At 43.9% G+C, this 22,276-nt stretch carries 20 protein-coding genes; 13 read left to right on the forward strand and 7 right to left on the reverse strand.

Features of this window, described 5'->3' with window-relative positions; genetic code table 11:
* Window positions 1-107: 107 nt before the first annotated feature.
* Window positions 108-398, reverse strand: coding sequence for a hypothetical protein (locus tag BMW86_RS26860; RefSeq protein WP_089786006.1), 291 nt, complete (start codon window positions 396-398; stop codon window positions 108-110).
* 184 nt (window positions 399-582) lie between these two features.
* On the opposite strand from BMW86_RS26860, the gene BMW86_RS26865 reads away from it, so the two are divergent.
* Genes BMW86_RS26865 through BMW86_RS26885 form a run of 5 tightly spaced genes read left to right on the forward strand, consistent with a single transcriptional unit; the run spans window position 583 to window position 8,037 of the window.
* A complete protein-coding gene (locus BMW86_RS26865) occupies window positions 583-1,605 on the forward strand; it encodes an efflux RND transporter periplasmic adaptor subunit (RefSeq protein WP_089786008.1) in 1,023 nt (340 codons plus the stop codon).
* 3 nt (window positions 1,606-1,608) lie between these two features.
* Window positions 1,609-4,668, forward strand: coding sequence for an efflux RND transporter permease subunit (locus tag BMW86_RS26870; protein ID WP_089786010.1), 3,060 nt, complete (start codon window positions 1,609-1,611; stop codon window positions 4,666-4,668).
* On the forward strand, window positions 4,655-5,956 hold the full coding sequence (locus BMW86_RS26875) for a TolC family protein (protein ID WP_089786012.1): 1,302 nt from the start codon (window positions 4,655-4,657) through the stop codon (window positions 5,954-5,956). Before BMW86_RS26870 ends, BMW86_RS26875 begins: the two co-directional genes overlap by 14 nt.
* A gap of 43 nt (window positions 5,957-5,999) precedes the next feature.
* Window positions 6,000-6,776, forward strand: coding sequence for a hypothetical protein (locus BMW86_RS26880; RefSeq protein ID WP_089786014.1), 777 nt, complete (start codon window positions 6,000-6,002; stop codon window positions 6,774-6,776).
* A 1-nt stretch (window position 6,777) separates the two neighbouring features.
* Window positions 6,778-8,037 carry a Na+/H+ antiporter gene (locus tag BMW86_RS26885; protein ID WP_089786016.1) on the forward strand — a complete coding sequence of 420 codons (1,260 nt, stop codon included), beginning with the start codon at window positions 6,778-6,780 and terminating at the stop codon, window positions 8,035-8,037.
* Here the strand turns inward: BMW86_RS26885 and BMW86_RS26890 are convergent.
* Window positions 8,031-8,267, reverse strand: coding sequence for a hypothetical protein (locus tag BMW86_RS26890; protein ID WP_089786018.1), 237 nt, complete (start codon window positions 8,265-8,267; stop codon window positions 8,031-8,033). The genes BMW86_RS26885 and BMW86_RS26890 overlap by 7 nt on opposite strands.
* 336 nt (window positions 8,268-8,603) lie before the next feature.
* Between BMW86_RS26890 and BMW86_RS26895 the strand changes: the two genes are divergently transcribed.
* The 3 genes from BMW86_RS26895 to BMW86_RS26905 are packed head-to-tail and all read left to right on the forward strand — an operon-like array spanning window position 8,604 to window position 13,167.
* On the forward strand, window positions 8,604-10,907 hold the full coding sequence (locus BMW86_RS26895; protein WP_089786021.1) for a PAS domain-containing protein: 2,304 nt from the start codon (window positions 8,604-8,606) through the stop codon (window positions 10,905-10,907).
* Window positions 10,908-10,940: 33 nt separating this feature from the next.
* Entirely contained in the window at window positions 10,941-11,687 is a 747-nt protein-coding gene (gene rluF / locus BMW86_RS26900; RefSeq protein WP_089786023.1) for a 23S rRNA pseudouridine(2604) synthase RluF, read from the forward strand.
* Window positions 11,680-13,167 carry an alpha-L-arabinofuranosidase C-terminal domain-containing protein gene (locus tag BMW86_RS26905; RefSeq protein WP_089786025.1) on the forward strand — a complete coding sequence of 496 codons (1,488 nt, stop codon included), beginning with the start codon at window positions 11,680-11,682 and terminating at the stop codon, window positions 13,165-13,167. The genes rluF and BMW86_RS26905 overlap by 8 nt, the downstream gene beginning before the upstream one ends.
* Here the strand turns inward: BMW86_RS26905 and BMW86_RS26910 are convergent.
* From BMW86_RS26910 to BMW86_RS26930, 5 genes are all read right to left on the reverse strand, one after another.
* On the reverse strand, window positions 13,150-13,443 hold the full coding sequence (locus BMW86_RS26910) for a chaperone modulator CbpM (RefSeq protein ID WP_089786027.1): 294 nt from the start codon (window positions 13,441-13,443) through the stop codon (window positions 13,150-13,152). The genes BMW86_RS26905 and BMW86_RS26910 overlap by 18 nt on opposite strands.
* 18 nt (window positions 13,444-13,461) lie before the next feature.
* Complete coding sequence (locus BMW86_RS26915; RefSeq protein WP_089786029.1) at window positions 13,462-14,355, reverse strand: DnaJ C-terminal domain-containing protein; 894 nt, start codon at window positions 14,353-14,355, stop codon at window positions 13,462-13,464.
* Window positions 14,356-14,390: 35 nt separating this feature from the next.
* The gene (locus BMW86_RS26920; RefSeq protein WP_089786031.1) at window positions 14,391-14,597 is read right to left on the reverse strand and encodes a YwbE family protein; all 207 of its coding nucleotides are present in this window, start codon (window positions 14,595-14,597) and stop codon (window positions 14,391-14,393) included.
* A gap of 35 nt (window positions 14,598-14,632) precedes the next feature.
* Window positions 14,633-15,517: an AraC family transcriptional regulator gene (locus BMW86_RS26925; protein ID WP_089786033.1), complete on the reverse strand. Its 885-nt coding sequence runs from the start codon at window positions 15,515-15,517 to the stop codon at window positions 14,633-14,635.
* A gap of 136 nt (window positions 15,518-15,653) precedes the next feature.
* Entirely contained in the window at window positions 15,654-17,156 is a 1,503-nt protein-coding gene (locus BMW86_RS26930; RefSeq protein ID WP_089786035.1) for a sigma-54 interaction domain-containing protein, read from the reverse strand.
* Between the two features lie 409 nt (window positions 17,157-17,565).
* Here BMW86_RS26930 and BMW86_RS26935 point away from each other — a divergent pair, with 409 nt between their 5' ends.
* From BMW86_RS26935 to BMW86_RS26955, 5 genes are all read left to right on the forward strand, one after another.
* On the forward strand, window positions 17,566-18,423 hold the full coding sequence (locus tag BMW86_RS26935) for an AraC family transcriptional regulator (protein WP_255373021.1): 858 nt from the start codon (window positions 17,566-17,568) through the stop codon (window positions 18,421-18,423).
* Between the two features lie 171 nt (window positions 18,424-18,594).
* Entirely contained in the window at window positions 18,595-19,719 is a 1,125-nt protein-coding gene (locus BMW86_RS26940) for an NAD(P)/FAD-dependent oxidoreductase (protein ID WP_089786040.1), read from the forward strand.
* On the forward strand, window positions 19,719-20,432 hold the full coding sequence (locus BMW86_RS26945; RefSeq protein ID WP_089786043.1) for a methyltransferase domain-containing protein: 714 nt from the start codon (window positions 19,719-19,721) through the stop codon (window positions 20,430-20,432). Before BMW86_RS26940 ends, BMW86_RS26945 begins: the two co-directional genes overlap by 1 nt.
* Complete coding sequence (locus BMW86_RS26950) at window positions 20,429-21,481, forward strand: type III polyketide synthase (RefSeq protein WP_089786045.1); 1,053 nt, start codon at window positions 20,429-20,431, stop codon at window positions 21,479-21,481. The genes BMW86_RS26945 and BMW86_RS26950 overlap by 4 nt, the downstream gene beginning before the upstream one ends.
* A complete protein-coding gene (locus BMW86_RS26955; RefSeq protein WP_089786048.1) occupies window positions 21,475-22,272 on the forward strand; it encodes an SDR family oxidoreductase in 798 nt (265 codons plus the stop codon). Before BMW86_RS26950 ends, BMW86_RS26955 begins: the two co-directional genes overlap by 7 nt.
* The last annotated feature ends 4 nt before the right edge of the window (window positions 22,273-22,276 follow it).

The raw sequence follows: 22,276 nt of genomic DNA on the forward strand, positions 1-22,276 counted from the left end.
AGTTAAATTGAAAAACAAATCCTGAACCCATATTCCCAAGCTAAATCAGAGAACTAAACAGTCAGATGTAGTGTATTTATGAGCAATAACATCTATAACTGAAAAGGCTAAGAAATAAGATTCAACGCAAAAAGAATAGTCGTAATAAATAAAATAAACAAACCACCTAAAAACAGATAGTCGGCAATATTCTCATATTTTCGGATATCACCCCTGATGGAAAGAAAAGAGAGAATACAACTAGACATAAAAAAAATAATAGCGGCAGTCGTACTCTCATCGATTGCCGTTTTTTGTGAAATGTTCAGTAATTTTAAAGAGGTAAGCACCACAAAACAAAGTCCTAACAAATTTGATGACGCATTCAGTATATGCGGTGACTTATGATTATCTTTCATAGTTATCTAGTTGTTTTTTTAGATAGATGTTCCACCGCCTAAAAAGACCATTTTCACTCATTTAACGATTCTTTTTGCCTGTCTGGCTACTAAAAACCGTCTTACTTTTTATGAAAAGTACCTTTAACGGATAGATAAAATTATGGTTTTCGGAATGTAAGGCTTTGTTAAAATTTATTGTAATATGGGTCGCACCGCGCTTTTTCTTTTAATTATTTTGAGTGCATGTCATAGTAAGAAACCAGATGCAGATAAGCGTAACGGGGCTCCGCCAACTGCTGATGTCATGATCGCCAAACCGCAATCCGTCAGCAATATTGTTGAAGCAAATGGTACCGTTGTCGCCAATGAATTTGTACAGTTACACCCGGAAGCCAGCGGACGTATCACTTATCTGAATGTACCCGAAGGCGTGTTCGTAAATCAGGGGACTGTTATCGCCCGTATCAATGATGCCGACTTACAGGCACAGCTCAGCAAATCAAAAGTACAACTGGAACTGGCAGTTAAAACAGAAGAACGCCTGAAAAAGTTGTTAGCCATCAACGGGATCAACCAGGCAGATTATGATTCCGCTCTCAACCAGGTACAAAGTATCAAAACAGATATCGCCTACTACCAGGCACTCATCGATAAAACAGTGGTGAAGGCGCCCTTCTCAGGCACCGTAGGACTGAGATTAGTAAGTATAGGGGCATACGTTACACCCACAGATGTGATCGCTTCTATCCAGCAGTTAAATACATTAAAAATCGACTTCACACTCCCCGAATCATACGGGGCGCTCGTGCATAAAGGCAATGTGGTCACCATAGAAACGGATACAGATGATTCTGTAAAACAGAAAGCTACCATCATCGCCGTAGAACCACAGGCCAACACTACTACCCGCAACCTTAAAGTACGGGCCAGCTTACAAAATGCAAAAGCACATCCCGGCAGTTTCGTAAAAGTATATGTAGATGCCGGTGAAAATAAACATGCCATCATGTTACCTTCCAGTGTACTCATCCCCAACGATCAGAACAATCAGGTGGTGATACTGAGGGATGGCAAAGCAAAATTCGTAAGCGTGGAAACCGGTATCAGAGAAGCATCCAATGTAGAAATTACAAAGGGTATCAGTGAAGGGGATTCAGTGTTGATTACCGGGGTATTGTTTGCAAAACCCGGCGCAGTTATTAAAGTACTAAGTGTTAAGAACTAGCAGATGAATATATCGGAGTTGTCGCTTAAAAGACCGGTGCTTGCAACGGTAATGAACCTGGCTTTAATCCTTTTCGGTGTAGTGGGATTCACCTTCCTGGCCGTAAGGGATTATCCCGCTATTGATCCGCCTGTTATCACAGTTTCCACTTCTTATACCGGTGCAAACGCAGATATCATAGAAAGTCAGATTACCGAACCACTGGAAAAACAAATCAATGGTATTCCCGGTATCAGAACTATCACTTCTTCCAGTTCCCTCGGTGCCAGCACCATCACGGTAGAATTCAACCTGGGCATAGACCTGGAAGCTGCTGCCAGTGATGTACGCGATAAGGTGAGTCAGGCTACCCGTAACTTACCACAGGATATTGACGCGCCGCCGGTAGTAACGAAAGCAGATGCCAACGCAGACTTCATCGTGATCATGGCCGTGCAGAGCCGCACCAAAAGCCTGCTGGAATTAAGTGATTACACAGAGAACGTATTACAGCAACAGTTCCAGACCATCAACAACGTAAGTTCCATCAATATCCTCGGTCAGAAACGCTACTCCATGCGCATCTGGCTGAACCCTGATAAAATGAGTACGTACAACGTGGCCTTTACTGATATCAGTACCTCTCTCAACAATGAAAACGTAGATCTGCCACCAGGTAAAATATATGGTAACAAAACAGAGTTAACCATCCGTACCCTGGGCCGTCTCACAACAGAAAAACAATTCAGCGACCTGATAATAAGAGAAGACAGCAGCGGCATCGTTCGTCTCTCAGATGTCGCCAGAGTAGAACTGGGTCCTGAACAATATGAGCAAAGCTGGAAATACAATGGTGTAAACGCGGTAGGGCTGGCCATCATCCCACAACCTGGTGCTAACAACATCCAGATAGCAAACGACTTTGACAAGCGTTTAAAAGAAATAGAAAAATCTAATAAAGATGATATCCAGTTTCGTGTACTGGTAGATAACACACGTAATATCCGTCTCTCTTTAAAAGAAGTACAGGAAACATTACTGATCGCCTTCGGCCTCGTAGTACTCGTGATCTTCCTGTTCTTCCGTAACTGGCTCATTGCAATTAGACCATTAATAGATATCCCGATATCACTTGTGGCTACCTTCTTCGTGATGTACGTAGCTGGTTTCACCGTAAATATCTTAACATTATTGGGGATCGTACTGGCAACAGGGTTAGTGGTGGATGATGGTATCGTTGTCACGGAAAATATCTTCAGGAAGATAGAAGAAGGGATGTCTATCAAAGAAGCTGCGCTGGAAGGTAGTAAAGAGATTTTCTTTGCCGTTATCTCAACCTCTATCACATTAGCAGTGGTATTCCTGCCGGTGATCTTCTTACAAGGCTTCGTAGGCCGGTTGTTCCGTGAATTTGGGGTAGTGCTGGCAGCGGCCGTATTAATCTCCGCCTTCGTATCTCTTACTATCACGCCTGTACTAAACGTAGTCCTCAACAGGAAAAACGCAGAACATGGCTGGTTCTACAAGAAAACAGAACCTTTCTTCGTAGGCATGGAGAACGGCTACAGACGCCTGCTGGAAAACTTCATGAAACTACGCTGGACGGCATGGCTGATCATTGCTGCCTGTTGTGTGGCAATAGTACTCACAATGGCAGGATTAAGAAGCGAGATCGCTCCGCTGGAAGACAGGAACAGCATCCGTTTCAATGTCACCGCAGCAGAAGGTACCAGTTTCAGTCGCATGCAATCCATCACCGACAAAGTATCCGACTATCTCTACGATTCCGTCCCTGAAAGAGACTTCGTGTTCAGCAGAACACCCAGCGGTGCTACCGGTGCGGTAAATGCTTCCCAGCCGAGGATCGGTCTTGTGGATCCCGAATTCCGTGATCGCAGTCAGAATGATATCGCTACAGACCTGCAGAAGAAACTGAGCCGCTTTAACGATGCCAGGATCTTTGCCATCCAGGAACAAACCATCTCCGTAGGTTCCGGTTCCAAATCATCAGTACCGGTGCAATTCGTATTGCAGAACCTCGATCTCAATAAACTAAAACAAGTCATTCCTAAATTCCTGGAAGAAGCACGTAATGATAAAACGTTCTCCAACGTGGATGTGGACCTGAAATTCAATAAACCTGAGATACAACTGTCTGTAGACAGAACCAAGGTAAAAGATCTGGGCCTTTCTACTGCCGATGTAATAGGTGCTGCACAAGCCGCCTTCAGCGGTGGCAGGCTCGCATATTTCATCATGAACGGTTACCAATACCAGGTAATAGGACAGGTAGAAAATAAAGACCGTAACAAACCTTCAGACATAGAAAAGCTCTATGTAAGAAGCAGTAACGGCAACAACATCCCTCTGGATGCCGTGATCCATTTACAGGAAAGCAGCAGCCCTTCTATCCTGTATCACTACAACAGGTATAAGTCGGCTACTATTTCCGCTTCCTTAGCACCCGGCAATACGATCGGCGATGGTATCAATGCCATGCAGGCTATCTCTGCAAAAGTACTGGACCCTACTTTCCATACTTCTCTCGCTGGTTCTTCGAGAGACTATGCTGAAAGCTCTTCCAACACCGCTTTTGCATTTGGTCTGGCTCTTATTTTAATCTACCTGATCCTGGCGGCGCAGTTCGAGAGCTTCATCGATCCGTTGACGATTATGCTCACCGTGCCATTGGCACTGGCAGGGGCTTTACTCAGTCTCTGGGTATTCGGACAAACACTGAATATCTTCTCTGAAATAGGTATGATCATGCTCATAGGACTGGTAACCAAAAACGGTATCCTGATAGTGGAATTCGCAAATCAGAAACGTGAACTGGGCATGGACAAAATGGAAGCCGTAATAGAAGCTGCACAACAGCGTTTACGTCCTATCTTAATGACCAGCCTCGCTACATCACTGGGTGCATTACCAATTGCATTAAGCCTGGGTGCAGCAGCTGCCAGTCGCGTTCCATTAGGTATCGTTGTAGTAGGAGGGATCTTATTCTCACTGATCCTCACCCTGCTGGTAATACCTGCAGTATATACATTCATCTCAGGCAAACATAAACATGACCATAAGTAGACTGAAATATATATTATTACTGTTCCCATCTTTAGCGATGGCACAGCAAAAGCTGGATTTACCAACAGCTATTAACCTGGCGTTGAAAAACAGCCTGGATATCCAGCTGTCTAAAAATAACCTGGAAGCAAACACCATCTACAACAACTATGGTGTAGCGGGTGGATTACCTGTCATCTCTGCTTCCGGTACACAAACATCGCAAAGTACAGATGTGAATCAGCGGCTGAATACCGGTGTTACAATACAGCGCAACGGTACTACTACAAATACTTTAAACTCCGGTGTAGGTGCCAGTGTACTGGTGTACAACGGACGTAGAGTAATAGCTACCAAACAACGTCTTGCCACATTGGAGAAACTCAGTCAGCGTGAACTGGATTCCATGATCATCAACGTAGTAGCTAACGTACAACTCAAATACTTCGATATCGTTCGTCAGCAGAGTTATGCCAATACCCTGCAGACATCTATCGCTGTATCCCAGCAAAAATTAGACATCGTAAAAGCAAAGAGGGAACTGGGATTATCCAATGATGCAGACCTTTTCCAGGCACAGGTAGATATCAATACACAAAATCAAACCTTACAGGCACAACAACTGATCATCGATCAGGATAAAACAGATTTACTTCGTCTCCTTACTTTAAAGGCAGATTCGGGTATCCATGTCAGTGATACGATCATCATCGATAAAAACATTTCCCTGGATAGTGTATTAGCGAACATGGAAACAAAGAATCCGCGTCTGTTAGCGGCAGACTTACAGATACGCATCAACGAATTAAGGGAAAGGGAAACCGCTGCACAGCGTTATCCTTCTTTAACGCTGAACACCGGGTTTAACTACAACCGTACAGAAGCAGGGGCGGGTAACGTATTATTTAACCAGAACTATGGCCCTTATATAGGGGCCGGACTGGTAATCCCCATTTTCAATGGAACGGCGTACCGCCGGCAATCGCAGGTAGCAGCTATCAACACAAAAAATGCAAAGATCGAAAAGGATATCTATACAAGAGATTACACGGCCAATGTCATCAAGCTGTGGCAATCATATAACAACAACCTGCAGCAGATAGAGACTTCCGGTAGTAATTATGATCTCTCTTCCAAACTCCTCAACCTGGTATTACAACGTTTCCAGTTAGGACAGGCTACTATTGTAGATGTAAAAACAGCTCAGCAGAGTTTTGAGAACGCGGGTTATATACTGGTGAATTTATCCTATGCTGCAAAGGCTTCAGAGATTCAACTGAAGTTATTAGCCAATACATTAGATTATTAGATATTAAATAATTTGTATATTTTAGAGGTTTTAAACTCATTTGATGAAAGAAACCTTTAGAATCATCCGTCTGTTTAGTGAATTTACCAATCCCTTTAAAATCGTATCAGGAGGCATCCTGATGGGTATTCTGGCATTCATAGTGGCGTTAGTGTTAGTGATCTTACTACGCAGGTACATGCTGGTGCCCCGCCGTTATCCGGTATTAAAGTATATCGCCTGGACCTACTTCCTGTTACTCCCCCTGTTAGCTGGTTTCTTCGGTTTTAAATGGGGATTATTCAGTAGTCTCAGGAAAGACATTAAACAGCATACCAGCACTTATATAGAACACATCCCTGCTTCTTTTGATGATCAGACATCCGGGGCTATAAGAGCGTTCTTTAAAGATGATATTACTCATTATACTTCCAATCAGCTGATAGATACCGCCGCAGAGATCATCTACAGGCAGTATTACGCCACCCTGGATAAACAGGCATTGCTGAAAGATAAAAGCAACATGCTTGTAAACTTCATCGTAGGTATTACCAAAGGCAAGGGCGTAGCCTATTTCATGAAGAGATCCATTCATAAGCTGTTATCAGAAAAAGCAGGATTAGATGAAGATGTCAGTAAAGACTTAATGGCTTCGCGGATAGATGAAATAATTAAAGCAGGATTATTTGCAAAGATCATCCTCATTCAATTAGATCATTTTTTACAGGGCGTACAAAAAGGAATATTAGTTACTTTTTTCTTAATACTCTTAATACCCGTAATAGAAATCCTGATTGCTCATTATCTTCACCGGAAGAAAATAAAAGCAGAAATTCAATAGTATGGATCAATACGGGATTATTTTATTACTCCTTGCTATCATGCTCGGGTTATCAGCAATTGCTGAAAAAATAAAACTGCCATACCCCATATTACTGGTGGTAGCGGGCATCGGCGTGGGTTGTATCCCCGGTATGCCCAAAATAGAACTGGACCCGGAAATCGTCTTCCTGCTGTTCCTGCCACCTATGCTCTACGATGCAGCATACAACATCTCATTAAAAGAGTTCAAAAATAATATCAGCACCATCATGACCCTGGCCTTTACGTTAGTCTTTATGACAGCTTCAGGTATAGCCGTGATGGTGCATTACCTAATCCCAGGTATGACCTGGCCGCTCTCATTTGCCCTGGGAGCTATCCTCTCTGCCACAGATGCCGTAGCTGCCATGAGCATCACAAAAGGATTAGGGCTGTCACATAAAACGATGACCATCTTGGAAGGAGAAAGTCTTATCAACGATGCTTCCGGCCTGATTGCTTATCGCCTGGCTGTAGCAGCAGTAACCGGTTCTTCCTTCATTTTATGGAAAGCAGGTGTGCAATTCCTTTTCCTGCTCGTTGGAGGTTACCTGGTAGGATTAGTATTAGGGTTGGTATTAACTTTCCTCTTAAAACATACCCATCGTAAAAGCGTCGTCGCTATCAGCTTCACTTTATTAATGCCATTTATCGCTTACCTGACGGCAGAAGAATTACATGTATCCGGAGTAATTGCAGTAGTGGTAATCGGGTTTATGATCTCCAGGCTTAGCAGGGCAAAGAATTTAGCGGGAGAGACGAGAGCTTCTTACAAATCAATCTGGGAAATCATCGTATTCATCTTAAATGGATTGATCTTCGTACTGATAGGAATAGAATTCCCATACGTAATAAAGAATATAGATCCGGCACTGATCTGGCCACTGATAGGTTACAGTTTCCTGATTTGCCTGCTGGCACTTGTTATCCGCATGCTGAGGATCTTCCTGCAACGGGTAAACCTGGAAAAAACTTTTCAGCGGAAAAGTATAGCCCGTCACAGGCGTGCATTACTAAACTGGAAGGAATGCCTGATCATTGGCTGGTCCGGCATGAGGGGTATTGTATCGCTGGCCACAGCATTGGCTTTACCGCTTACTTTAAGCGATGGCACAGCATTCCCGCAAAGAAATGTGATTATTTTTATCTCTGTGGTGGTAGTATTGATCACACTGGTGGTACAGGGGCTGAGTTTACCTCTGCTGGTCAGGTTCCTGAACGTTAAACATCAAAATCATTGAAGACCAGCAAGATGTTTACCGGTACTCTTAAAAATAATATTATCTACATCTTCAATTGTCAGCACATTTTCCAGTGAGGCAAACTGCATGGGCAGCGGAGAAAATAACCATACACCTCCCTGAGGCACAACACCATACGCCGCATTACCTACTTCAATTTTATAGTATTTCTTGGTCTCCTGGAACGCAAATCCATGCTCAATCAATATCTCCGGGCTGATCGGTCTCATGTATACTGTTTTTTGTAAATATAACGATTGTTTCATATAAATACATCTTTTGGTAGTGCCTCAGTTTTGATTACATAATCTTCGTGCCAGATGATATTGATCAATAAATACACCTTATCTGACGTGAATATTAGGTGAGGTTAAATTGGAAAACAAATCCTGAACCCATATTCCAAAGCTAAATCAGAGAACTAAACAGTCAGGTGCAGTGTATTTATGATCAATATCATCTGGTAATCACATTCAGGCTGAGTCTTTTTAGACAACCCCAGTGAACCTAAATACGTAGATAATTGTTAATCAATCAGGACAAACAATTTTATCTACACCACAACAATGCAGAATTTTTTTAAAATTATTCTGGAAGATATTCAGGCAGGATACTGGACACTGGATTTTCCGGATTTTTCCACTTATTTCAGCCCTGGTTTTAAAGCCAGACTGGGGTATGAAGAACACGAAATACCTGATACCCTGGAGACCTGGAAATCATTAGTCCATGTAAAGGATCGTGAACATAATTTCAGGTTAATAGAAGAACATCTGCAAAACAAAGGCAAAACCCCTTACTCCGCCGAAATACGCTATTATCATAAAAATGGCAGTACCATCTGGACAGTCTCCACCGGTCGTACCCTGGAATGGGATAGTGAAGGGAATCCTTCCCGGATGGCGGGCAGTATCATCGATATCACCCAGAGAAAACTGACAGAAGAACACCTGGAAGTAATATTTGAATACTCTACAGATGCTCATTTACTATTTAGTAAAAGAGGGATCATAGATTGTAATAAGGCTGCCTTAAAATTGCTGGGCTTCGAATCCAAAGAAGCATTGCTGGAAATGAACCCGCATCCCGCTGTCTTTTCTCCTGAATACCAGCCGGATGGACGGCTCTCTATGGAAAAAGCAGAGGAGATGGACAGGCTGGCCTATGAAAAAGGGTTTCATCGTTTTGAATGGATGCATAAGCGCATTACAGGCGAAGAGATAATGGTTGAAGTCACGCTCAACCCCGTATTTATCAATGATGAAAAAGTACTGCTGGTTGTCTGGCACGATATCACTGAACAGAAGCTGTCAGAAAACAAACTCCGCCGCAGTGAAATCATGTTAAACGAAACCCAGCAGCTCACTCACAGCGGTAGCTGGGAACTGGACCTTGTCACCGGCCGTAATTACTGGTCAAAAGAGGCCTGTAATATATTCGGACTGGAAGATCATGAGGAAGGACCACAAACCGCCGAATTCGACAGCATGATCCACCCGGACGACCGGGAATTCTACCTCAACGCTATCAGGGATGCACTCCGCGAAGGTAAAACCTCTAACCTGGATGTTCGTATCATACTAAAAGACGGTACCATCAAACATATCCACGCAATTGGCAAACCACAGCATAATGAACAGGGAAGAGCAGTGAAACTACATGGAGCAATTATGGACATCACTGAATGGAAGGATGCCAAGGAAGCATTAATTAAAGCTAAAGTCCAGGCGGAACAGGCTGCCATTGCAAAATCGCAGTTCCTTTCCACCATGAGCCATGAGATCAGGACACCCATGAATGCCGTCATAGGCTTTACCCATTTACTGATGCAGGACCCTCGTGAAGACCAGAAAGAATATCTGAAAACCTTAAAGTTCTCGGCAGAAAATCTGCTGGTACTCATTAACGATATCCTTGATTTCAGTAAGATAGAAGCCGGCAAGATAGAGTTCGAAGATGTAGATTTCAGCGTTCGGGATCTGATCAGCAATATCAAACAGGCTACCAAACAAAAGGCCAGTGAGAAAAACATCCAGTTGAAACTCCTGGTTGATGATGATATCCCGGAAATAGTAACCGGAGATCCTGTAAGACTGGGTCAGATCCTTACAAACCTGGTCAGCAACGCCGTAAAATTCACCAGTAAAGGCAGAGTTACTATCTGTACCACACTGATAGCCAACAACAGCAGCAAAACAACCATCAACTTTGAAGTGAAAGATACCGGTATCGGCATTCCAAAGGATAAACAGGAATCCATTTTCGAAAGCTTCACCCAGGCAAGTTCAGACACCACCCGCAAATATGGAGGCACCGGCCTCGGACTCACCATTACCCGCCGCCTGCTGGAATTACAGGGTAGCGAAATCCGCTTGAAAAGTGTAGAAGGAGAGGGCTCCGTTTTCTCTTTCGACCTCAGCTTCGGAAGCAGCACCAAAAAGATCAGCAAATCAAAGACATCTCACAAAATGTATAAAGAAAGTCTGAAAGGTACCCGGGTATTGATTGCAGAAGACAACCAGATCAACGTTGTGCTGGCAAAGGAATTCTTCCGTCGCTGGGACGTGGATTGTGACGTTGCCGAAAACGGGATCATCGCCCTTCAGCTGGTAAAAACAAACGACTACGACCTCGTACTCATGGACTTACAAATGCCCGAAATGGACGGTTACGAAACCACCGAACAAATCCGTAAACTAAGTGGTACCAGATACAAAGACCTGCCCATCGTGGCCCTCACAGCCTCTGCCATGCTCAATATCCAGGACAAGGCCTTTATCGTAGGCATGAATGACTACATCAGCAAACCTTTTAATCCCGATGAACTATACAGTAAGATAAAACAGTATAGCAGGCATTTCAATAACTAATATTGAAGTAATATTGCAGGATATTAGGGTCATATGGATAAAAGCATCAATAAATATATTAGTGAAACAGGCTTTTGCAGCCGCAGGGAAGCAGATAAGTACATAGAGCAGGGCCGCGTTACCATTAATGACAATATCGCTTCTAAAGGGAACCGCGTAGAGGACGGAGACGTAGTGGAAGTAGACGGGGAACCGCTCAAAAAGAAGAAAGCCACCGTCTTAATCGCCCTTAACAAACCTAAAGGCATCACCTGCACCACCGACCTGAAAGATAAGACCAATATCATCGATTACGTCAATTTCTCCTCCCGTATCTTCCCGATCGGGCGACTGGATAAACTCTCTGAAGGACTCATCTTCCTCACCAACGACGGGGACATCGTAAATAAAATATTACGTGCTGGTAATCAGCATGAAAAGGAATACTACGTAGTAGTAGATAAACCCATCAACCTGGAATTTATCAAAGCCATGCGCAACGGTGTACGCATCATGGGTACCACTACCCAGAAATGTTTTGTTCACCAGGAAGGCAGCGACCGGTTCCGGATCATCCTCACACAGGGACTCAACCGGCAGATCCGCCGCATGTGTGAAGCCCTCGGTTACAATGTGAGAAGCCTGAAACGTATCCGTATCATGAACATGACACTGAAAGACCTGGCTCCCGGCAAATGGCGGTATTTTACCAAAGAAGAGACCACTACCATCAATGAAATGGTAGCTACCAGCAGCAAAACAGCAAAAGGCAATAACGATAACGACGGAATGGATGAATAGAAGATCTTTCATGAAAATGAATACCGGTCTTCTCACCGGTGTTATGGTACCTGGAACAGTCAAAAAACTGTTCAGCAACAAAACGGCTGAAATCACCGTTCACCCGGAAACCGTCACCGGAGATATCTCTCCCAATATTTACGGCCAGTTCATAGAACACCTGGGCAGAGCTATTTACGGAGGCATCTACGATGAAAAAGGCTTCCGCAAAGATGTATTAAGCAAAGTACAGGCATTACACACGCCACTGATGCGTTACCCCGGTGGTACCGTTACAAAAATCTATCACTGGAAAGACGGCATAGGCCAGAACAGGCCCGTACGTAAAAACCTGATCTGGGGTGGTAACGACAACAACCATTTTGGTACAGATGAATTCATGGAATACAGCCGCTTAATAGGCGCTGATCCCTTCCTCACCGTAAACATGTCTACCGGTACCGCAGAAGAAGCTGCCGACTGGGTAGAATACTGCAACGGGGCAGATACCTACTACGCCGGCTTAAGAAAGCAAAATGGTCACGAACAGCCTTATAAAGTAAAATACTGGGGTCTCGGTAATGAGGAAGCGGCAAAAGAAGATGCCGGTACCTTACAGGACCCGCAGGACTACATAAAAAAAGCCTGGTATTATGCCAAGCTGATGAAACTACAGGACCCGGAGATTGCACTGATCATGGTAGGGGATAAGGAAAACTGGAATAAACAGATCTTACAGGAACTCCATCCTATCTGCGATTATATCTCCCTGCATCTCTACGCCAGTACCAAACCCGGCGATCCGGCATCCCTGTTCACTTCCATTGCAGAAATGGAAACGAATATCCGGGCTACTGCTGCTCAAATCAAAGCATTCACGCCGGAAAAAGTAACGAACTTCAGTAAATGGTATCGTTTCCCCGCCCGTCAGCAACCAGTGAAGATCGCACTGGATGAATGGGGTATCTGGGAAGCAGGTGGAGAAGGGGCCTATGGCCTGGAAATGAAGTACAACTGGAACCATGCCCTGGGCGTTGCTACCTTCCTGAATATCTTTCAGCGTAATGCGGATGTAATCGGACTGGCTACCTGGGCGCAAACCGTGAACGTACTGGCTCCCATTATGACAGATGCTACTTCTTCTGTTTGCCAGACCATCTTTTACCCCATGGAACTCTACAGAAGGCTCTGTGGCAACAGGAGTATCGCTAACGAAATGAGCGATACAAACAATGCCCTGGACATTGCTACTTCTATCAATGATAAAACAGGCATGATCACTGTTGCTATCGTAAACAGGGACAGTAAAGATGCCATAGACGTAAAGATCAATGCAAAGATTACAGGCAGCTGGACTGCCCACGAACTGAATGCCCCGTCTATAGATGCTGTAAATACACTAAAGGGTCCAAACGTAGTGGATTATAAGCAACGGACGGTAAATTCAAAGAATTATACCATCGCTGCACACAGTATTGCCATCTTACAGGCCAGAGTATAACTGTAGCTTATGCTGTAACAGTTCCATCTCTCTCTGCATCACCTTAATCTTTTCCAGCAGGTATTTGATGATATCAATACCTTCTGTATTGATGCCCATCTCTGCATGCCAGCGGGTATAAATCTCAAGGTCGGACAGCTGTTCGGGTTCTATATAACTGCCTCCTTCAACAATGGTTACCGCTATCAGTCCTTCATCAGCCAGAGCGCTGATAAAAGAACTGTCTATATTATGTACGCTGCAATACTGACTGATAGCTATTAATTCTGTTTGCATAGAGCGTGGATTTTAATATTAAGACTTCGATAATTCCCTGAATAATTCTTTCTGTTTTTCAGTAAGGTTAGTCGGTATCTTCACATTATACGTAATGATAAGGTCTCCAGACTCACCCTCTTTTTTATACACAGGAAATCCTTTGCTTTTCAATCTTACTTTTGTTCCATTCTGCGTCTCTGGTTTCACTTTCAGCTTCACTTTACTATCCAGCGTATCTATCATTACATCTCCACCTAATACCGCTGTGTAAAGATCAATCTCAACAGTTGTATAGAGGTCATTCTCCAGTCGCTTAAACACCGGATCTTCCGTAATTACAAAAGTAATATACAGGTCACCGTTAGGTCCGCCATTAGCGCCGGGCGCCCCATGTCCTTTCAGTTTAATTACTTGTCCGTTCGCAATACCGGCAGGAATAGTGATTCTCACCTGTTTGCCGTTAACGGTTAATGTCTGTTGATGTGTTTTATGTGCATCACGCAGGCTCAGGTGTAACTCTGCATTAAAATCCTGACCACGGTATTTACGTCCGCCACCACCGCCACTGCTGCGGTTGCCAAAGAGGGATTCAAAGAAATCTGAGAAATGTTCATCTCCAAAGTCGCCGGAGAAACCGCCACCACTGGCATAACCAGCCTGGGACCTGCCACCACCCTGAGATCTCGCCTGCTCGTATTGATCAGCATGTTTCCAGTTCTCCCCGTATTCATCGTATTTCTTACGCTTCTCGGGATCACTCAGTACTTCATTCGCTTCGTTAACCTGTTGAAATTTGGTATTTGCTTCCTTATCGTTAGGGTTAATGTCTGGATGATATTTCCTGGCCAGTTTACGGTAAGCCTTTTTAATATCTGCTTCTGAAGCCTTTTTATCAACCCCCAGAATCTTGTAATAGTCAATAAAAGCCATATGTAATTTTTATTCTCCCTGCAAAATTACAAAAACTAATCCTCTTCAGGGGGGCCTATCTCGGTTACACGACCTATTTGCCCATCTTCAAGACGTACTTTTATACCCCGTGAATGAAACGGAGAGGAAGTTAGAAGATCCTTAACAATGCCATAAGTGATCTTTCCGCTACGCTGATCTTTTTTGAGGATAATACCGACTTCTAAACCGGGGTATATATCCTTCCTGTTCTGACCGTCCATAAAATAAAATTAAGCTCCAAAGCTAACTATTTTGTTCAGTATGGCATAATGTGGCACTCTTTTTTGAATTCCGAAAAGTTAATGCCGGTGGTGTTCTTGAAGAATTTACTAAAGTGTGCAATGTCTGAAAATCCCAGTTGCCACGCTACCTCTTTCATACATACATCAGAGTAGGCCGCCTGTCTTTTTGCTTCCAGTGCAATCCGCTGACGGATATGATGACTGGCAGGATAACCGGTGATTTTCTTTACAATTTCGTTCAGGTAATTAGGTGTTACGGATAGCAGCCTGGCATAGTCTGCAACTTTTTTCTGTGTCCGGAAATTCTTCTCCAGTTGTGATTTAAACTTCTCTGCCAGTTCAATGTTTCTGGATTGCATAGTATTTTTCAATACAGTAGGAAACTGTCTTGTCAGGTAAATGAGGAAAATCTTAAAGTAACGTCTGAGTATTTCTGCTTTAAACAGGTAGAGGTTCCCGCATTCTTTCATCATCTTCCGGGTGATCTCATGCATTTCGGCAGAGATATCATTTTCAATCCGGATGCTGGTTGATCTTGAGAAGGTCTCAAAGAAGCCGGAATGATACATCGGATCAAATTCATGCTCATTTTTAAACAGGAAATTCTCTGTAAAGAGAAAGATATAGCCTTCCATATCATGCTCTCCTTTTAACTGGTGCACCTGCCCGGGAGTGATACAGAATATGCTGTTTTCTGCGAGCGGATACTCTTTCAGATCTACATTCAGACTACCGGTCCCTTTTGTGATCCAGATTAGTTCCAGATAATTCTGCATATGTGGCATCTCATTGTGCAGTCTTATATTTTCTTCTGTCCGGCAAAATTCCATGATCATAAATGGTAGTTCAGTTGGCTTGTTTTCAAAGCTTAACAAAGGAAAGAATTCAGGATACTTCATATGCTAACGGTTTGGCCAGATGAAGACGAAATACGTGCCTGGATATAATGTGTTGTTAGTCAGTAGTTTATTAGCATTCACGACAAATGAAAAAGACGGTATTTCGCTGTTTTACTATTTTCTTAACGATATTTCGTTAATCCCTGGTGCCGGGATAATGTTGCCGTTTAATCCCCAGTTTTCTCATTTTGGATTCCAGGGTAGTAGGAGGAATGCCCAGCGCCTGGGCCGCTCCTTTTGCCCCGCTTACCTTGCCATTACACTTCGCCAGTACATAGAGGATGTACTCTTTTTCATGCTCTTCCCAGGTTTTAATGGAAAACCCTGTTTCTGAGCGGATATGGGAAGATGTCTGCAGGTGCAGCTCCTGTATGTAGTTGCCTTTACATAAAATGGCATTCCTTTCAATCACATGTTCCAGTTCGCGGATATTCCCCGGCCAGTCGTAGGCTGATAATTGCTGTAACACTTCAGGACTGATCCCGCTGAAAACCTTTCCCAGTTTAGTCCCTATCTGTTGCAGGAAATGTGTGGCCAGCAGGGGAATATCCTCTTTCCTTTCCCGCAGAGGAGGGATATTAATAGGAAATACGTTCAGGCGAAAGTAAAGGTCGGCCCGGAACCTGCCTTCCGCCACTTCCTTATCCAGCTCTCGGTTCGTGGCGGCTATAATCCGCACATCCACCTTAATCACTTTATTGCTGCCCAGGCGTTCTATCTCTTTCTCCTGCAGGGCGCGCAACAGTTTCGCCTGTAATTCAAGCGGTAATTCTCCTATTTCATCCAGGAACAGTGTGCTGCCATTCGCGACCTCGAATTTACCAATACGTTTATCAATGGCACCGGTAAAAGCCCCTTTCTCATGACCAAACAATTCAGACTCAATCAGCTGCGGAGGCAGGGCCGCACAGTTCAGCTTTACCAGTGTTTTAGTACTACGGGACGACAGGCGATGAATAGCCTGTGCAATCAGCTCTTTTCCGGTTCCGGTTTCGCCCAGTAAAAGCACAGAAACATCCGTTCTGCTTACCATGCTGATATTATCAAACACTTCAAGCAGAGGTTTACTTTTACCGATCATTTCTTCAAAAGGATAGCTCTCAGGTACAGAAGAGGGAATTAGCTCATTGTTCAACTTCTCATGTAACAGAATATAACAGGCTTGCATGGCTATAGGGTCCGCCAGCTTCTCAAACATCTCAGGAGAATGAAAATGGTTCTCCTGAAAAGATTCCATCACCAGGTATCCGGTTAATACATTATTTACACTTAAGGGAACAATACAGGCACTTTTAAAACCATTTTCTTTATGTAACAGGGATAGCGGAAAACGGGAGAATATATTGATTTGATGATGTTGGATAATAAATGGCTTCGACTGTGTAAGTGCGCCTTCGCAGATGAAAGTATTCTTAAATAAATTCTGTTTTACAAGAGGATGCATATTCTCTGTAAAACAGGAATAGTGAATATATCCTTCAGAGTACACGACAATATAAGAAGAATCAAAACTGATAATTCTGCGCAACTCTTTTTTAGTATTATTCATGAACTGTTTCCTGTTAATAACAGGCGTAACTGCATTGTTGACATTATAAGTTTGATCCTTTCCCGACGGTTCAATTCTTGTTCTTTTCATGGTTTGTGTATAAAAAATATAGCATCCTCAATGCAGGTCTGAACTGTTTCATGGATCATAGTTATCAGTTCTGGAGTATGTGCTGGCCTAAGCACCGTGAAAATAATCAAAAAATCCAGCCCCGGATATTCACTAAATAGAGTGACATGAATTAGTGAATTCACTTTATTTAGTGAGTTAATACTGAGTAAAGTCGATTTAAATAATTGATAATCAATTTATTAAATGGGTGGTATGTATTTTGCCTCTTAGGAGAAAAAATCTGAGACCCATGAAAATGCCTTGTTCCTTAACCAAGCCAGTTTAGCGTTTTATTAACCATTAGCACACATCAATTAACTACCTCACTATGACAAGTATGATCCGGTACTCCTCTAAACGGCAACCTGGGGATAGATCCTGGTTTGCAATGCAACACAAAAACTCCAATATGCCCTCTTTTGAATTACATGCTATCGAATGTGGGGAAGATCTTTTATGTATTAACAACGATGCACCGCATCGTAATAACTGCTTTAAAATAGTATGGATCACCGCAGGTTCAGGTACCTGCCAGGTAGATCTGGAACAGATGGAATTAACACCTAATCTTGTGTACTGTATCACTCCCGGCCAGTTGCATCATTTCAAAGCCAATGATGATGCAAGAGGTTATGTGCTTACCTTTAGTCCGGACTTTTTATTGATACCGGACGACACGGCCTCTCTCATCTTTCATGCAAATTCGCTGCAAAAGAACGCCTATACAAGGGTGATAAAAGTAAATGAAGAAATGCAGAAAGAGATGCTGGACATGCTGCATAAAATGCTGAAAGAGTATGATAACTTCTTCCTGTTAAGATCAGAGATTTTGCGAGGCCTGCTGAAGATCTTCCTGATTTATTTAACACGGCAGTACGAACCCTCCACTGCTAATGTGGTAAAGCCCAAGACAATAGACCTGGTCAACAAATTCTTCGATATCGTTGAGAAAAAATACATGACCCATAAACTGGTATCCGTATACGCAGAAGAATTATGTATCACTCCTAACCATCTCAATGAAATTGTAAAGAAGGCTTCCGGTTTCCCTGCCAGTCATCACATCCGCCAGCGTGTACTGCTGGAAGCAAAAAGACAGGCAGCTTATTCCGGGGCCAGCATGAAAGAGATCGCGTATAACCTGGGCTTTGAAGATATCTCTCACTTCAGTAAGTTCTTTAAAAATCTCTCAGGACTCAACTTTACCAATTACAAAAAGACGGCTATTCAATACGCACGTTATTAATTTGATTTTCAGGTGCAGGGTGAAGCTCTGCAAAACCCCCTTCAATTTTTTGGGATGGTGAGAAGCACTGTCACAAAAACATTACTCTTTGATCAAAATAAATCAAACCGGGTCACTACTGAAAACAACCCGTAAATTGTTTAAATTGTGCCTGATTATAGACATTGAACAATGAGGGATGTTATCATAGCGGGAGGGGGACTTGCTGGGCTCACCAGCGCTATCCACTTGTCCCGTGCGGGTTTGCACGTTACTGTCGTCGAGAAGCACCCATATCCCAGACATAAAGTTTGTGGAGAGTACATCTCTAATGAAGTATTGCCTTACCTGCAATGGTTAGGGGCAGACCCTGCTGTGCTGAACCCGGCACAGATCAACCGTGTAAGTATTTCTGCCGTTACCGGTAAGATGGTGGAAACCATATTACCCATGGGCGGCTTTGGCATCAGCCGCTATACCCTCGATCAGTTCCTGATGCAGCAGGCCGTTAATAATGGCTGCGAACTGCTGGAAGATACGGTAACGGATATCCTTTTTGAAGATAACAGCTTCAATGTCAACACCGCAGAGAACGGGAACTTAAAGGCCCGCTTCGTACTGGGTGCCTATGGCAAACGTGCCATATTGGATCAGCAACTGAAAAGATCATTTTTACAGGAACGCTCTCCCTGGCTGGCAGTGAAGGGGCATTACAAAGGCCACTTCCCGGACGGACTCGTAGCCCTGCATAACTTCAGTGGCGGCTACTGCGGTGTATCTAAAGTAGAGAATGACATCATCAATATCTGCTACCTGGTGAATTATAACACCTTCAAACAATACAAAAACATTGATACACACCGGCAGCAGGTACTGCACCGGAACAAACACCTGAAACAGGTTTTTGAGAACAGTGAACCTATATTTGATCGGCCGCTGACCATCAGCCAGGTATCCTTTGCTACAAAGAAGAAAGTAGATCAGCACATTTTAATGACAGGCGACACCGCCGGTCTCATTCACCCGCTTTGCGGAAACGGAATGGCCATGGCCATCCATAGCGCTAAAATAGCATCCGAAGAAGTACTACAATTCTTTGCAACAAATTCTCCTTCCCGTAATACACTGGAAAATAACTATATTAAAAACTGGAACAATGCTTTTGGAAAGAGAATCGCTGCCGGTAAACTGTTATCTGCCCTGTTCAGAAAACACCGGCTCTCAACAGCTATTATGAAAGGATTAGTATTGTTCCCGGCGCTGTTGCCGGTGATCATCCGGCAAACACATGGGAAAGAATTAAACGTAACTGACTGATGTTTATAAACACCCGGCAAAGGACACTGGCGCCTGAGATCATGGACGACTTTCTCCTGGAAGGGGAAGAGTTAAGGGATAACCTGGACGAGATTGCACAGATCAACCGCCTGCTGGGAGGCAATAAAGCTACTTTGAGCGGAGTAGCTACCCTGTTGCAGCAGCTAACTCCCGGACAAACAATCACCATCGCAGACATCGGCTGCGGCAACGGAGATATGCTGAGAGAGTTATCTGATTACGGAAAGAAACATCAGCTGCAACTGAAACTATTGGGCATTGATGCAAATAACTTTACTGTCACACATGCAACTGCCTTATCCGCAAACTATCCGGATATCAGTTACGAATGTATAGATGTCATGGACGAAAAATTTGAGCAGATCTCCTATGATATCCTGTTATGCACCCTCACCCTCCATCATTTTAAAACAGGGGAGATCATACAGTTAATGAACAGGTTCCGCCGTAAAGCCAGGGTAGGTATCGTGATTAACGACCTGCAACGCAGTGCTTTGGCTTACCGTCTGTTCCAGCTGGTCTGTTTGGTATGCCGGTTGGGGAAGATTTCAAGGGAAGATGGGCTCACCTCTATTCTCCGGGGCTTTAAAAGAAAGGAGATCATTGAATTGTCAGAGAAACTAAATATCGTACATTATACCATCAGATGGAAATGGGCTTTCCGTTACCAGTGGATAATTTCAAATTTATGAGCGTTAAAATACAAGCTGTCGCGAAAGCCTTACCTCAGTATTCAAGAACTACAGAAGAGATTATACCTTTCCTGGACCTCTGGTTAGCCGGACAGGAAGACCGCTTCATCCGCAAAGTGAAGAAGATTTTTGAGAATGCTGCAGTAGATAAGCGCTATTCGATTATGAGTCCTGAAGAAGTATTTAACAGCACTTCCTTCGAAGATAAAAATGACATTTACGTAAGGGAAGTAACCATCCTGGGCAAAAAATGTCTCAAAGATGCGCTGGAAAAAGCGGGTTTACAACCCCACGACCTGGACTATATCATCACCGTAAGCTGTACAGGGATCATGATCCCTTCTATGGATGCTTACCTGATCAATGAGATGCAGTTACGCCAGGATATCGTTCGCCTGCCCGTTACAGAGATGGGTTGTGCCGCCGGTGTATCAGGTATGATCTACGCCAAAAAGTTCCTGGAAGCCAATCCAGGTAAGCGTGCAGCCGTTATTGCGGTAGAATCGCCTACCGCTACTTTCCAGCTGGACGATTTTTCTATGGCTAATATTGTAAGTGCTGCTATCTTTGGGGATGGAGCGGCCTGTGTAATATTGTCTTCCTTTGAGGAAGATAAAGGCCCCGAAATCATTGCTGAAGAGATGTACCACTTCTTTGACGCCGTACATATGATGGGTTTCAAACTCACCAATACCGGCTTACAGATGGTACTGGACGTGGAAGTGCCGGAACGTATCGCTGCACATTTCCCGGATATCGTGCATCCTTTCCTGGCAAAAAATGGCACTTCCATCGAAGCCGTAGATCACCTGATCTTCCATCCCGGTGGTAAAAAGATCATACAGACTGTAGAAGAGCTGTTTGGAGGGCTGGGTAAAAATATAGATGATACGAAAGAGGTTTTGCGCTTATATGGTAATATGTCCAGCGCTACCGTTCTGTATGTACTGGAACTAATGATGGACAAGGGGATTCCCGCTGGTGATAAAGGACTGATGCTGAGTTTTGGCCCGGGCTTTTCTGCACAGAGAATCTTATTACAATGGTAAAGGAATTTGTAACCCATCAGTACTGGGCAGTTGTGCTGGGAGGAAGTAGTGGCCTTGGCCTGGCTGCCGTTCGTAAACTGGCAGAACATGGCATGAACATCTGTATCGTTCACCGCGATCCGCGTATGGACATGGAGAAGATCAATGCGGCTTTTGAGGCTGTAAGAGCCACAGGTGTCCAGCTGATCTCCTTTAACGCAGACGCCATCAACCCGGAGAAACGTGCAGAGATCCTGTTAGCGCTAAAGGAGCAGATGAACGGGATCGGAAAGGTGCGTTGCCTGCTGCATAGCATAGCAAGGGGCAACCTCAAGGCAATGGTTTCGGAGAACGGACCTGTGCTGGGTATAGACGACTTCCGCCTCACTATGGAAGGTATGGCCTTCAGCCTGTACGAGTGGACACAGGAGCTGGTAAACAGTGGTTTGTTTGCACCCGATGCCCGGATTATTTCCTTTACCAGTGAGGGCAGCAGTAAAGCATGGAAGCACTACGCAGCCGTATCTGCGGCCAAAGCGGCCCTGGAAGCCATTACACGGAACATAGCGCTGGAATATGCAGGACAGGGGCTCCGGGCAAATTGCATACAGGCGGGAATTACAAATACCCGTTCTTTGCAAATGATACCAGGAAGTGAACAATTGATCAGTTATGATAAAACAAGGAATCCTTTTCAACGTTTAACCACACCGGAAGATATCGCCAACGTAGTGTATCTCTTATGTAAAGATGAAGCTGCATGGATCAACGGTGCCATTATTCCTGTTGATGGAGGATCACATATCAGTTAATATT

Source organism: Chitinophaga sp. YR573 (assembly GCF_900110995.1).
GTDB lineage: Bacteria > Bacteroidota > Bacteroidia > Chitinophagales > Chitinophagaceae > Chitinophaga.